Consider the following 12,571-nt stretch of genomic DNA (forward strand, 5'->3'; position numbering starts at 1 on the left):
TCCTCCTTCGTGTGCCGTGCCTATCCTTGATCAACATGTTGAGGAGATCACGTCGGCGTGAGCCGAATCCGGCGCCTCGCACCTGTGAACACCTCGACGCGGCGGTCGACGAGCCGCAGCCGTTGACCCCCGGTCGCTGCCAGGAATGCGAGGAAGACGGCGAGAACAACTGGGCGCATCTACGGATGTGCCTGGCCTGCGGCCACGTCGGTTGCTGTGACTCGAGCCCGCATCAGCATGCCACCAAGCACTTTCATCAGTCCGGTCATCCGGTCATGCGTTCGGCGGAACCCGGCGAGAGTTGGCGTTGGTGCTATATCGACCATCGAGTCGGGTGACGATCTGGCAGGCTGGTACGTGCGATGAGTGAATCGATTGAGGACGCGCAGACCGATGACCTGGCCGACGATCAGGTCGACGGCGCCGAAGATGCTCCGGCCGAGGCCGCGAACGACGGATCAGAAGCCGGCGCCGGTAAGCCCACGGACCCTGCAGCGACAGTGCTGCTGCTGGGTTCGGGTGACCTGAGCCGTGAGCTCGCGCTGGCGTTCCAGCGGCTGGGCGTCGTCGTGGTGGCCGCCGACCGGTACTACGCGCCCGCGCACAGCGTCGCGGACCGCTCGGCGGTGATCAAGATGAACGACGCCGAGGAACTCGCCGCGCTGATCGAGCGGGAGAAGCCGCGTTACGTGGTTGCCGAGTCGGGTGTCATCGCCGCCGACGCATTGGTCGCCGTGGCCGAGCGGGGCGACATCGAGGTTCTGCCGGCCCCGCGCAGCATCCGGCTCAGCCAGGACCGCGAGGGTCTGCGCAGGCTGGCGTCGGACGAGCTGGGCCTGCCTACGGTGCCGTTCTGGTTCGCCGGGTCGGTCGAGGAGCTGACCGCGGTGGCCGAGCATGCCGGCTTCCCGCTGGTGGTCAAGCCGGTGATGGGCGCCCAGCGTGACGGCGAGTCGGTGCTGCTGCGTCCCGACGATGTCGAGCCGGCCTGGCAGCGTGCCACCACCGCCGGACACATCGCTCAGAACCGGGTGCTGGCCGAGTCCGTCGTCGAGGTCGAATACGAGATCACGATGCTGACCGTGCGCACCACCGGTCCGACCGGTCCGGGCGTGCAGTTCTGCGAGCCGATCGGGCACCGTCAGGTGGGGACCGACGTGCTGGAGTCCTGGCAGCCTCAGCCGCTGTCGCCGGCTGCGCTGGATGCCGCGAAGTCGATCTCCGCGCGGATCGTCAACTCGCTGGGCGGTCGCGGGGTTTTCGGGGTTGAGCTGCTGGTCCAGGGCGACGACGTGTACTTCTCCGATGTACGGATCCGTCCGCACGACAGCGGGCTGGTGACGCTGCGGTCGCAGCGGTTGTCGGAGTTCGAGATGCATGCCAGGGCGATTCTGGGCCTGGCGGTGGACACCATCATGATCTCCCCGGCGGCTGCCGAGGTCACCTACGGTGGGGCCGACGCCGGCGAGCCGTCGGCCGACATCAGCACGGTGTTGGCCGAAGCGCTGGCCACCTCGGAGAGCGATGTGCGGCTCTTCGGTCGCCCGGGCGAATCCGACGCTCCGCGCCGTCTCGGCGTCGCGCTGGCCACCGCCCCTGACGTGATCATCGCCCGTGACCGTGCCCGCCGCGTCGGCACCGCGCTGCGCAAGCTGTGGTAGGTCGGGATATGGCTGAGGACACAGAAGGCACCGAGTTTTCGCAATCCGATCGGCCCACGATGGCGCCGTTCCTGGGTGCGCTGGCCGTCATTGTGCTCGTGGTGATCGTTGTCGTTCTGCTCAACGTCTTCGGCACCGACGGGCGCAGCGAGGAGCAGAAGGTGAGCCTCGCGGCGGTCGGCCAGAATGACGCGCTGCAGCGGGAGAACTTCGGCGAATTCTCGGATTACACCTGCACCGTCCAGCGTGGGGCCGAGGCAGATTTCATTGCCCGGCAGCGTGATTCGGTGACCAGGCAGGGCGCCAGGTATGTGGACGACGTGACGGAGGTCAAGGTCGAGGGGGATCGGGCCACCGCAACGGTGGTCTACCACTTCGGTAACACCCCCGACGCCAAGGTGAACACCGAGACGTCGTTCGTGCGTGAGGACGGCCAATGGCGCGTCTGTTCGAGTATGGGAGACTCACGCCCGTGAGCTATGCAGGAGACATCACGCCTGAGGAGGCCTGGAAACTTCTGAGTGAGAATTCCGAGGCCGTGCTGGTGGATTGTCGTACCGACGCCGAATGGCGCTTCGTCGGTGCCCCGGATCTGTCCAGCCTTGAGCGTGACGTGGTTTACGTCGAATGGAACCGTACCGACGGCAGCCATAACGACGCGTTCGTCGACGATCTTCAGGCGTCGGGTGTGACGCCGGGCGAACGGCCGGTGGTTTTCCTGTGTCGCTCCGGCAATCGTTCGATCGGCGCTGCCGAGGCCGCCACCGCGGCGGGCATCGGGCCGTCCTACAACATCCTCGACGGATTCGAAGGCAATCTCGACGAGAACCGCCACCGCGGGGGTACCGGCTGGAAGGCCGTCGGTCTGCCGTGGAAGCAGAGCTGAGGGCCCGATGACCGACATCCCATCTGTCCGGATCCCGGCTGCCCTGCCCGACGGCGTCAGCCAGGCCACCATCGGCGTGCGCGGCGGTCTGCTGCGGTCGGAGTTCGAGGAAACCGCCGAGGCGATGTACCTGACCTCGGGCTACGTCTACGAGACCGCCGCTGCGGCCGAGAAGGCGTTCACCGGCGAGATCGACCGCTTCGTGTATTCGCGCTACGGCAACCCGACCATCTCGATGTTCGAGGAGCGGTTGCGCCTGATCGAGGGTGCACCCGCGTGCTTCGCCACTGCCACCGGCATGGCGGCGGTGTTCACCGCGTTGGGGGCGTTGTTGGGGGCGGGCGACCGCCTGGTGGCCGCCCGCAGCCTGTTCGGGTCGTGCTTCGTGGTGTGTAGCGAGATCCTGCCGCGTTGGGGCGTGGAGACGGTGTTCGTCGACGGCGACGACCTCTCACAGTGGGAAGAGGCGCTGTCGGTCCCGACCCAGGCGGTCTTCTTCGAGACGCCGTCCAACCCGATGCAGTCCCTGGTGGATATCGCCGCGGTGTCCGAGCTGGCGCATGCTGCCGGTGCAAAGGTGGTGCTGGACAACGTCTTTGCCACTCCGCTTCTGCAGCAGGGCATGCCGCTCGGCGCGGACGTTGTGGTCTACTCCGGCACCAAGCACATCGACGGTCAGGGCCGGGTGCTCGGCGGGGCGATCCTCGGTGACAAGGAGTTCATCGACGGTCCGGTGCAGAAGCTCATGCGTCACACCGGCCCGGCGATCAGCGCGTTCAATGCCTGGACGCTGCTGAAAGGCCTTGAGACGCTTGCGGTCCGGGTGGATTACTCGAACCGCTCGGCGCACTCGGTGGCCGAGTTCCTGGAGGCCAAGGCCGGCGTGAACTGGGTGAAATACCCGTTCCTGGAGTCTCATCCGCAGTACGACCTGGCCCAGCGGCAGATGCGCGGCGGCGGCACCGTGGTCACCTTCGAACTGGACGGCGGCAAGGACCGCGCCTTCGAGGTGCTCGACAAGCTGCGCGTCATCGACATCTCCAACAACCTGGGCGATGCCAAGTCCCTGATCACCCATCCGGCCACCACCACACACCGGGCCATGGGCCCGGAGGGGCGCGCGGCCATCGGGCTCGGCGACGGCGTGGTCCGCATCTCCGTCGGTCTGGAAGGCACCGAGGACCTGATCGCCGACCTGGACCAGGCGCTGGGCTAGCCCGTGTCACGCGGATCCGACGAGAAGAAGGCCCGCCGCCGCAAGCGGCAGGCCGTCCGGAGTGTGAACCGGGTGTCGGCGGAGTCCGTCGACGAACTGGCGGACATCCCCGACGCTGTGGTCGCCGATCTGGCCGAGTTCGACGAGCGAATCACCCAGCGCGGCTGGGAGTTCGACGAGGAACAGTCGGACGACGACTACGCCGTGTGGTTTTACGAGCCATCCGGGGCTCAGGTCCAGGACGGCCTCGCGGTGACCTCACTGTGGCTCGATGCGGCCGAGGACGGCGAGATCGTGCGGGTGGTGTTCGTCGGCAGCGTCGAGCGCTACGAATTCACCCATGAGGAATTGCTCGACGGCGCCCTCGATGTGATCGAGGGCTACCGTCACGGAGCCGAGCTGCCGACCTTCGGCTAGGTCTTCCCGTCGGAGTCGATGACGCCCTGGGCTGACTGGGCCCGGTCCTCGTAGCTCTTGCGCTTGGCGGCGTCGAACTCCAGGAACACACTGTCCAGGCCCAGCTTCTTGTTCATCCAGCGCCGGCCCTTGGGCGGCAGCATCTGGGCGGCCTGCGCGGTGAAACGCAGGGGCGGCGGCACCGACACGTGGGTCTTCGGCTTGTCGAGCGTCTTGATGATGGCGGCGGCGATGTCCTCGGGCTCGACCGGCTTGATCGCCCCGCTGGACTTGGTGCCCGCGATCAGGTCGGTGTTGGTGAACGGCGGCATGACCACCGACACGTCCACTCCGTGCGGGGCCATTTCGTCGGCCAGTGCGGTGGTCAGTCCGACCACGGCGTACTTCGCGCCGACGTAGACCACCTGGCCGGGCAGGGGGATCAGTCCCGACAGCGACGCGATGTTGATCACGTGGCCGCTGCGGCGCTTCACCATCTCGGGCAATGCCAACTGGCAACCGGTGAGCACGCCGTACACGTTGACCTCGATGGATGACCGGATCGCCTGCTCGGACTGCTCCAGGAACGGGCCGATCGGCATGACGCCGGCGTTGTTGATCAGCACGTCGATGTGCCCGCCGCCGTCGGTGCGGGCCTTGTCCAGGAACGTCGCGAACGATTCGCGGTCGGTGACGTCGAGCGGGTAGCCGGACACCGGGCCGAGCTTGCCCAACTCGACGACAGCCGACTCCTGAAGCGCCACGTCACGGTCGCCGATCACGACGCGGGCGCCCCGGGCCAGCAGGGCCTTGGCAGTGGCGTAACCGATGCCGCGCGCGGCGCCGGTGATCGCGATGGTCTTGCCCCTGATGTTGTCCATGGCGGCGAACTTTACACGTGTCAAGTTTTGCGCGGAAGGGGGTGGCCGAGGCGGCGTAGTCTGGGCGGGCGTGATGGTGAATGGCACTGACCAGCAGGCAGTTACCGAGACGGTTGAAGACTTCTCCGAACGGATGACCTCGGCGATCGACAGCGCGGGCCTGGTCCTGCTGATGAGCCTCGGCCATCAGACCGGGCTGTTCGACGCGATGGCGAACCTGCCGTCGGCAACCAGCGCCGAGATCGCCGACGCAGCCGGCCTCGACGAACGCTACGTCCGTGAATGGCTCGGCGGGATGGCCGCGGCGCGGGTGGTCGACTACGACGTGGAGTCCTCGACGTATCGGTTGCCCGGCCACCGTGCCGCGGCGCTGACGCGCGACGCCGGCCTGGGCAATCTGGCGCGCCTGGCCCAGTACGTCCCGCTGATGTGCGAAGTCGAACAGGAGATCCTCGGCTGCTTCCGCGATGGGGGCGGTCTGAGCTACGACGACTACCCGCGCTTCCACACCGTGATGGCCGAACGCAGTGGAGAGGTTTTCGACGCCGCCCTGCTCAGTTCCGTGCTGCCATTGGTCGATGGCCTTCCGCGACGGCTCGAGAGCGGAATCGACGTCGCCGATTTCGGATGTGGCAGTGGGTACGCGATCGGCCTGATGGCCCGGGCCTATCCGGCCAGCCGATTCACCGGTATCGACTTCTCGGCGGAAGCGGTCGGCACCGGGGCCGCCGATGCGGCGCAACGCGGTTTGACCAATGTCTCGTTCCTGCCTGCCGACCTGGCCGACCTGGACCAGACCGGGGCGTACGACCTCGTCACCGCCTTCGACGCGATCCACGACCAGGCGCAGCCGGCCCGGGTACTGGAGAACATCCATCGCTCCCTGCGGCCGGGGGGAGTCCTGGTGATGGCCGACATCAAGGCTTCCAGTCGGCTGGAGGACAACATCGGCGCCCCGATGAGCACGTATCGCTACGCGGTTTCGCTGACGCACTGCATGTCGGTCTCGCTCGGCCTGGGAGGCGCCGGGCTGGGGACGATGTGGGGCAGGCAGTTGGCCGTGTCGATGCTGACCGACGCTGGATTCACCGATGTGGAAGTCACCGAGATCGAGCAGGACCCGGCGAACTACTACTACCTCGCCAGGAAATGAGCGGCTCGGCAGGGTTTTGTTCAGGCTGAGCCTGTGGGCATATCCCGGCCGGCACTGTGCGTTGAAGCAGGCGTGAATGTCGGAACGGTGGTTAAGTCAGCCCCCGTGAGTGGTGTGCGGTTTGCCGCGGTCGGCCTGGATGATCCACTGGCCGCCCCGCTGCTGGCCGAGTTGTCGGTGGAGTACTCGGGGCGCTACGGCGGAACACCCGAACAGATGATGGTTTGGCTGCGCGGGAAGTCCGCCGACGAGTTCGCCCCGCCCGGCGGTGGCCTGTACATCGGGGTGCTCGACGGCGTGCCGGTAACCGGCGGGGCATTCACCCGATTCGACGCCGACACCGCCGAGCTCAAACGCATCTGGACCGACAGTCGCTATCGGCAGCGGGGATACGCCAGGGTGCTGCTGGCCCACCTCGAACGCGAGATCGCCGCACGCGGGTACCGGCGGGTCTATCTGACGACGGGTCACCTCCAACCCGAGGCTGAAGCGCTCTACGACTCGGCGGGCTACAGCCGACTGATCGCCCCGATGCCGGCCGAGGGGGAGGGGGCGGTCTGTCCGATCGCCTTCGAGAAGGAGCTGTCGAGGGAGGACGGCACATGACGGTGCCGCTATCGATTCTCGACCTGGCTCCCATCAGTGCCGGCAGCGACGCCGTGACCGCCCTGCGCAACACCGTCGACCTGGCTCAGCACGCCGAACAGTGGGGCTTTCAACGGTATTGGGTCGCCGAGCATCATTTCGTATCGGTGGCCAGCTCGTCACCCGCCGTTCTGGTGGGGCAGATCGCCGCGGCCACCGAACGGATCAGGGTCGGCACCGCGGCTGTGCAACTCGGCCACACGACCGCCGTCGCCGTGGTGGAGAGCTTCGGCACACTGGCCGCGTTCCATCCCGACCGGATCGATCTGGGGGTGGGCCGCTCGGGGCAGAAACGCGCCGAAGCGGTGCGGGACAAGCCCCGCGAGCCACGGCCGCCGAGGGAGTGGCACGAGGTCGATGGCGTGGTGGTCCCGGCTCCGTACGACGTCAGCGCGCTGATGCGGGACCCGCAGGTGCGGTCCCGGATGGCGGTGTTGCAGCAACCCGAAGCTGTCACACCGGATTTCGCCGAACAGCTGGATGACATCCTGGCCATGCTCGCCGGCCGCTACGAGGTGGGCACAGCCGTGCCAGGCGCCGGCGCCGGCCTGACCCCGTGGGTGTTCGGCAGCAGCAAGGGACAGAGCGCCCGCGTCGCGGCCGCGCGTGGGCTGCCGTTCGTGGCGAGTTATCACATCACCCCGGCCACCGCGCTGGAGGCAATCGAGGTGTACCGCAACGGATTCACCCCGTCGGAGTACCTGTCCGAGCCGTACGTGGCGGTATCGGCCGACGTGGTGGTGGCCGAGGATGAAGCCACCGCGCGGTATCTGGCGTCCAGCTACGGCCACTGGGTGTACTCGATCCGGGCCGGCGGCGGCGCGATTCCCTACCCGGATCCGGCCGACTGCGGACCGCTGTCCGACGAACAGCTGGAGGTGGTCCGGGACCGTACCGCAACGCAATTCGTCGGAGACCCCGATCAGGTGGCCGCGCGGCTGGCGGCCCTCCAACGGGTGAGCGGGGCGGACGAACTCGTCATCACCTCGGTGACGCACCGGCACGAGGACCGTTTGCGCTCCCACCGGCTGATAGCGCAGCGGTGGGGCGGTTAGCGACTAGGCTGGCCTGCGATGCCGAGTCTGCAGGTAATCGTGGGATCGCTGCTGCTGGCAGCGGCTGCGGTGGTGTTCGCGACCGGGGTGGCTTTGCGGCTGTTCATCGGTCGTCGGGCGGACTCGGCGGAATCACAACGACGGATGCACGCGTTTCGCCGGACCACGTTTGCCAAGGTGCTGTTCGGGTCGGTGTACGACGACGAGGTGTTCGACCCAGACGAGCTCGATCAGTTGGTCCTGATGCCGACGATCGTGCTGGCCTGCGGCCTGTGCCTGACCGGGTTCTTCCTGCTGGGGTACCGCATCCTGCAGCACTAGGCGTGCCGGGCCGCCGCGGCGGAGGCGGCGTCGGCGATCGATCCGCGCCACAGCGGGCCGTGTCCGGGCAGCATCACCTCGGCATCGACTGCCGCCAGCGTCTTCAGGCTGGTCAGGCAGCCCTCCTCGTCGTGGTTGAACAGGGCCGGCAGCAGCGTCGGGCCGGTGTGCCGCAGCAGGGGATGTCCGGTGACCAGGGCGTCGCCGCTGACCAGAACCCCGTCGACGATGAAGGAACAGTGTCCGCCGGTGTGCCCCGGGGTGGGAACCGGCACCGGATTGCCCGGGAGATCTTCGTTGTCGGTCAGCGCCCGCGCGGTCGGGATGCCGGCGTGGTTCATCCCGCCCTTGGCGGTGATGGTAGCCGCCCACTTCAGCCAGCGGGGCTGCCAGATGTTGCGCACCACATCGGCCGGCGCGGCCTGCTCGAGATACTCACGCTTGGTGTGCCCGAGCTCGGTGGAATGGCAAAAGACCGGTGTGCCATGGTTTTTCGCCAGCCAGATGGCGGTTCCGAAGTGGTCGATGTGAGCGTGGGTCAGCAGGACGGCGGCGATGTCGTCGACCGTGAACCCCAGTTGGCGGACCGAGCCGATGACGTCCTCGCGCTGCCCCGGGAACCCCGCGTCGATCAGCATGACCCGGTTTCCGTCGGTCACCAGCGTCCAGTTGACCAAGTCGGTTTGTGCGAAGTGCACATGCTCGGTGATCGCGGTCAGGGCTGCTGCCATGTCGCGAGTTTAGGCATAGGAGTAGAAACGAACCGTGGCTGAACTGAAACTGGGATACAAGGCATCGGCGGAGCAGTTTGCCCCGCGTGAACTCGTCGAGCTGGCAGTGCTGGCCGAAGCGGCGGGAATGGACAGTGCGACGGTCAGCGACCATTTCCAGCCCTGGCGCCACGAGGGCGGGCACGCACCGTTCTCACTGGCCTGGATGACGGCGGTGGGCGAGCGCACCGAGCGGCTGGTGCTGGGCACATCGGTGCTCACGCCCACATTCCGGTACAACCCGGCGGTGATCGCGCAGGCGTTCGCGACCATGGGCTGCCTGTACCCGGGCCGGATCTTCCTCGGGGTGGGCACCGGTGAGGCGCTCAACGAGATCGCCACCGGCTACATCGGGGAGTGGCCGGAGTTCAAGGAGCGTTTCGCCCGGCTGCGCGAGTCGGTGAAGCTCATGCGCGAGCTGTGGGTAGGTGACCGCGTCGATTTCGACGGCGAGTACTACAAGCTCAAGGGCGCCTCGATCTACGACGTGCCCGAGGGCGGCATCCCGGTGTACATCGCCGCGGGCGGGCCGGTGGTGGCCAAGTACGCGGGCCGCGCGGGTGACGGCTTCATCTGCACCTCCGGCAAGGGTGCGGAGCTGTACAAGGACAAGCTCATCCCCGCCGTGAAGGAAGGCGCCGAGGCCGCCGGGCGCAATGCCGAGGACATCGACCGGATGATCGAGATCAAGATCTCCTACGATCCCGACCCCAGGCTGGCGCTGGAGAACACCCGGTTCTGGGCGCCGCTGTCGCTGACGCCCGAGCAGAAGCACTCGATCGAGGACCCGATCGAGATGGAGAAGGCCGCCGACGCCCTGCCCATCGAGCAGGTCGCCAAGCGCTGGATCGTCGCGTCGGATCCCGACGAGGCGGTCGAGAAGGTCGGCCAGTACGTCGAGTGGGGCCTGAACCACCTGGTGTTCCACGCGCCCGGGCATGATCAGCGCCGGTTCCTCGACCTGTTCAAGAAGGACCTGGAGCCCCGGCTGCGCAAGCTGGGCTGAGTTGGGCGGCTCAGGCGCTGCTCACTGAGCGCTGCACCGCGCCGACCGCGCCATGGCTCGTCGCTGTGAGCCGGACCCGGTCGGCGCGGAACAGGTCGGAGGCGTACTCGAATGGCTCGCCACTGCTGTCGCGCGTGATGCGCGTGATCGCCAATAGTGGCTTGCGTTGGGCGATGCCGAGCCATTGCGCCTCGCGAGGGCTGGCGCTGACCACTTCGATGGTCTCGGTGGTGACAGCAGGCGTCAGGCCGTACCGCACCCGCACCAACTCATAGAGCGAACCGCCGAGCGGTTGTTCCAGCAGGTCCTCCATGCGCTCGGCCACGAAGCAGGACAGGTCCACCGACAGCGGCACACCGTCGGCGTAGCGCAACCGACGGACCGTGAATATCTCTGCGCCATCGGCGATTTCGAGCGCACGCGACTCCACCTGGGTGGCCGGTCTGCGATCGGTCGCCAGGACCCGGGTGGCGCTGCTGTGACCGCTGCTGCGCAGCCGGGCAGGAAGCCCGGCCAACTCCGCTGCGTTGCGTTCCACGACGTCGGCCCGCACGAACGTGCCGCCGTTGCGCCCGGTCCGGCGCTCCAGCACACCGGCCTGGCTCAACGGCAGCAGCGCGCTGCGCAGGGTGGATCGCGACACCGCGAAGCTCTCCGCCATCTCACGCTCGGTGCCCAGTCGCGAGCCGGGGCGCAGGGTGCCCAGGGCCAACATGGACAGGATGCGTCGACGCACGTCCTCGGCGACGGGGCCGCCGGATGTCAGGGACATGCTCCGAGTGTGGACCAAATCGACGCCCGCGAGCAGACCAAAACCCACCGATTAACCTGCTCGTTGCACGACTCCCAGGTTCGAAACATAACGGCAACAAAGCGCTTGACCCGCAACAAGTTTCGAGTTGCCCGATGATCTGGGCGGGATGACAATGTGCTGCGTCGCACTACAAAGCCGTCGTCGACGCCGAACAATCAGACCAAATAGTGGTCCGAAAACCGTCCTTCAGTTAGGACCCGCAATGAGCGAGATCATCGATCCGCCGGCCCCGTCCGGCACCTCTATCCAACGCCTCAAACCCAACGCCGTGGGACTGGTCGGCGTGCTGTTCATGGCGGTCGCCACGGCCGCTCCCATCACCGCCATGGTCGGCAACGTGCCGATCGCGGTCGGCTTCGGCAACGGCGCCTACGCGCCCGCCGGGTACTTCGTCGCCACCATCGTGCTGACCCTGTTCGCCATCGGCTATGCGGCGATGAGCAAGCACATCACCGCCACCGGCGCCTTCTACGGATACATCTCGCACGGCCTGGGACGCGTCGTCGGCCTGGGTGCGGGATTCCTCACCGCGCTGGCCTACATGGTGTTCGAGGCGTCGCTGATCGGCATCTTCTCGTTCTTCGGCAACGATCTGTTCAAGTCGTTCTTCAACATCGACGTGCCGTGGGTCATCTTCGCCGTGGTGATGCTGGCCGTGAACGCCGTGCTGACCTACTTCGACATCAATCTGGCGGCGAAAGTGCTCGGGGTGTTCCTGATCACCGAGATCATCATGCTCGCCATGATGGCGCTGTCCGTGGTGTTCACCGGTGGCGGTCCGCAGGGCTGGTCGCTGGGATCGCTCAACCCGCTCAACGGTTTCCAGAGTCTCTCCGGTGAGGTGGCCGGTGTCGACGGCAGCATGATCACCGTCGCCGGATCGGCCGGTGTCGGCCTGTTCTTCGCGTTCTGGTCGTGGGTGGGCTTCGAGTCCAGCGCCATGTACGGCGAGGAGTCCCGAAACCCCAAGAAGATCATCCCGATTGCGGTGATCTGCTCGGTCGTCGGGATCGGCGCGTTCTACATCATCGTTTCGTGGCTGGCCATCGTCGGCACCGGTCCGCAGAATGCGATTGCGCTGGCGCAGGATTCGACCACCGCGGGCGATATCTTCTTCACCCCGGTGCGCCAGCATCTCGGTGAGTGGGCCGTGGACCTGTTCAAGATCCTGTTGATGACCGGCTCATTCGCCTGCGGCATGGCCTTCCACAACTGCGCCGCCCGCTACCTGTACGCCCTCGGGCGGGAGAACGTCATCCCCGGCATGCGCAAGACCATCGGCGCCACCCATCCTGTGCACGGCTCACCGCACATCGCCGGATTCGTGCAGACCGGCTTCGCCACCGTCGTGGTGCTGTTCTTCGACCTGACCGGGCGTGACCCCTACACCGGGCTCTACGGCCTGATGGCGTTGCTGGGCACCACGGCCATCATGATCGTGCAGGCCCTGGCGGCGTTCTCGGTGATCTCGTTCTTCCACGTGCAGAAGCGGCATCCGGAGACCGCGAACTGGTTCACCACGTTCCTGGCACCGCTGCTGGGCGGGGTCGGCATGCTCTACGTCATCTACCTGCTCGCCAAGAACGCGTCGTTCGCTGCGGGTTCAGCCGCTTCGGACTGGATCTTCACGTCGATCCCGTATGTTGTCGGCATCGCCGGAATCGGTGGGGTGCTGTGGGCGCTGTTCCTGAAATTCAGGGATCCGCAACGCTATTCCGATCTGGGGCGCACAGTGTTGGAGGAAGCGCACGAACGTTAGCGGCGGGC

The 12,571-nt window shown here is 66.9% G+C and carries 15 protein-coding genes; 12 read left to right on the top strand and 3 right to left on the bottom strand.

Features of this window, described 5'->3' with window-relative positions; all coding sequences use genetic code 11:
• Positions 1 to 35 precede the first annotated feature (35 nt).
• From ACZYZ7_RS10005 to ACZYZ7_RS10030, 6 genes are read left to right on the top strand one after another with little or no spacing between them, the layout of a single operon-like run.
• Positions 36 to 338, top strand: coding sequence for a UBP-type zinc finger domain-containing protein (locus tag ACZYZ7_RS10005; protein ID WP_463740819.1), 303 nt, complete (start codon positions 36 to 38; stop codon positions 336 to 338).
• Positions 339 to 362: 24 nt separating this feature from the next.
• Positions 363 to 1,661: a formate-dependent phosphoribosylglycinamide formyltransferase gene (gene purT / locus ACZYZ7_RS10010; RefSeq protein ID WP_463740820.1), complete on the top strand. Its 1,299-nt coding sequence runs from the start codon at positions 363 to 365 to the stop codon at positions 1,659 to 1,661.
• Positions 1,662 to 1,669: 8 nt separating this feature from the next.
• A complete protein-coding gene (locus ACZYZ7_RS10015; protein ID WP_450069317.1) occupies positions 1,670 to 2,137 on the top strand; it encodes an Rv0361 family membrane protein in 468 nt (155 codons plus the stop codon).
• Positions 2,134 to 2,547, top strand: coding sequence for a rhodanese-like domain-containing protein (locus tag ACZYZ7_RS10020; protein ID WP_463740821.1), 414 nt, complete (start codon positions 2,134 to 2,136; stop codon positions 2,545 to 2,547). Before ACZYZ7_RS10015 ends, ACZYZ7_RS10020 begins: the two co-directional genes overlap by 4 nt.
• A gap of 7 nt (positions 2,548 to 2,554) precedes the next feature.
• Entirely contained in the window at positions 2,555 to 3,763 is a 1,209-nt protein-coding gene (locus ACZYZ7_RS10025; protein WP_450069316.1) for an O-succinylhomoserine sulfhydrylase, read from the top strand.
• A 3-nt stretch (positions 3,764 to 3,766) separates the two neighbouring features.
• Positions 3,767 to 4,180, top strand: coding sequence for a hypothetical protein (locus ACZYZ7_RS10030; protein WP_135452116.1), 414 nt, complete (start codon positions 3,767 to 3,769; stop codon positions 4,178 to 4,180).
• On the opposite strand, the gene ACZYZ7_RS10035 is transcribed toward ACZYZ7_RS10030, so the two are convergent.
• Positions 4,177 to 5,040 (bottom strand): SDR family oxidoreductase, encoded by an 864-nt coding sequence (locus tag ACZYZ7_RS10035; protein WP_450069315.1) that lies wholly within the window; start codon positions 5,038 to 5,040, stop codon positions 4,177 to 4,179. The two genes, ACZYZ7_RS10030 and ACZYZ7_RS10035, sit on opposite strands and share 4 nt — an antisense overlap.
• A 73-nt stretch (positions 5,041 to 5,113) precedes the next feature.
• Here ACZYZ7_RS10035 and ACZYZ7_RS10040 point away from each other — a divergent pair, with 73 nt between their 5' ends.
• The 4 genes from ACZYZ7_RS10040 to ACZYZ7_RS10055 all read left to right on the top strand — a co-directional run bounded on the left by ACZYZ7_RS10040 (position 5,114) and on the right by ACZYZ7_RS10055 (position 8,214).
• Positions 5,114 to 6,193 (top strand): class I SAM-dependent methyltransferase, encoded by a 1,080-nt coding sequence (locus ACZYZ7_RS10040; protein ID WP_450069737.1) that lies wholly within the window; start codon positions 5,114 to 5,116, stop codon positions 6,191 to 6,193.
• A gap of 105 nt (positions 6,194 to 6,298) precedes the next feature.
• A complete protein-coding gene (locus ACZYZ7_RS10045) occupies positions 6,299 to 6,799 on the top strand; it encodes a GNAT family N-acetyltransferase (protein ID WP_450069314.1) in 501 nt (166 codons plus the stop codon).
• Positions 6,796 to 7,893 carry an LLM class flavin-dependent oxidoreductase gene (locus ACZYZ7_RS10050; RefSeq protein ID WP_463740822.1) on the top strand — a complete coding sequence of 366 codons (1,098 nt, stop codon included), beginning with the start codon at positions 6,796 to 6,798 and terminating at the stop codon, positions 7,891 to 7,893. Before ACZYZ7_RS10045 ends, ACZYZ7_RS10050 begins: the two co-directional genes overlap by 4 nt.
• Before the next feature lie 18 nt (positions 7,894 to 7,911).
• Positions 7,912 to 8,214, top strand: a complete 303-nt coding sequence (locus ACZYZ7_RS10055) for a hypothetical protein (RefSeq protein ID WP_135452126.1) — start codon at positions 7,912 to 7,914, stop codon at positions 8,212 to 8,214.
• On the opposite strand, the gene ACZYZ7_RS10060 is transcribed toward ACZYZ7_RS10055, so the two are convergent.
• Positions 8,211 to 8,945, bottom strand: a complete 735-nt coding sequence (locus ACZYZ7_RS10060; protein WP_135452128.1) for an MBL fold metallo-hydrolase — start codon at positions 8,943 to 8,945, stop codon at positions 8,211 to 8,213. The two genes, ACZYZ7_RS10055 and ACZYZ7_RS10060, sit on opposite strands and share 4 nt — an antisense overlap.
• 34 nt (positions 8,946 to 8,979) lie before the next feature.
• Here ACZYZ7_RS10060 and fgd point away from each other — a divergent pair, with 34 nt between their 5' ends.
• Positions 8,980 to 9,990: a glucose-6-phosphate dehydrogenase (coenzyme-F420) gene (gene fgd / locus ACZYZ7_RS10065; protein WP_463740823.1), complete on the top strand. Its 1,011-nt coding sequence runs from the start codon at positions 8,980 to 8,982 to the stop codon at positions 9,988 to 9,990.
• A 10-nt stretch (positions 9,991 to 10,000) separates the two neighbouring features.
• Here the strand turns inward: fgd and ACZYZ7_RS10070 are convergent, their stop codons facing one another.
• The gene (locus ACZYZ7_RS10070; protein WP_135452132.1) at positions 10,001 to 10,762 is read right to left on the bottom strand and encodes a GntR family transcriptional regulator; all 762 of its coding nucleotides are present in this window, start codon (positions 10,760 to 10,762) and stop codon (positions 10,001 to 10,003) included.
• A gap of 244 nt (positions 10,763 to 11,006) precedes the next feature.
• Here ACZYZ7_RS10070 and ACZYZ7_RS10075 point away from each other — a divergent pair, with 244 nt between their 5' ends.
• On the top strand, positions 11,007 to 12,563 hold the full coding sequence (locus ACZYZ7_RS10075; protein WP_450069309.1) for an APC family permease: 1,557 nt from the start codon (positions 11,007 to 11,009) through the stop codon (positions 12,561 to 12,563).
• Positions 12,564 to 12,571: the final 8 nt, after the last annotated feature.

The sequence above is a fragment of the Mycobacterium sp. IDUB_17 genome (genome assembly GCF_055419465.1).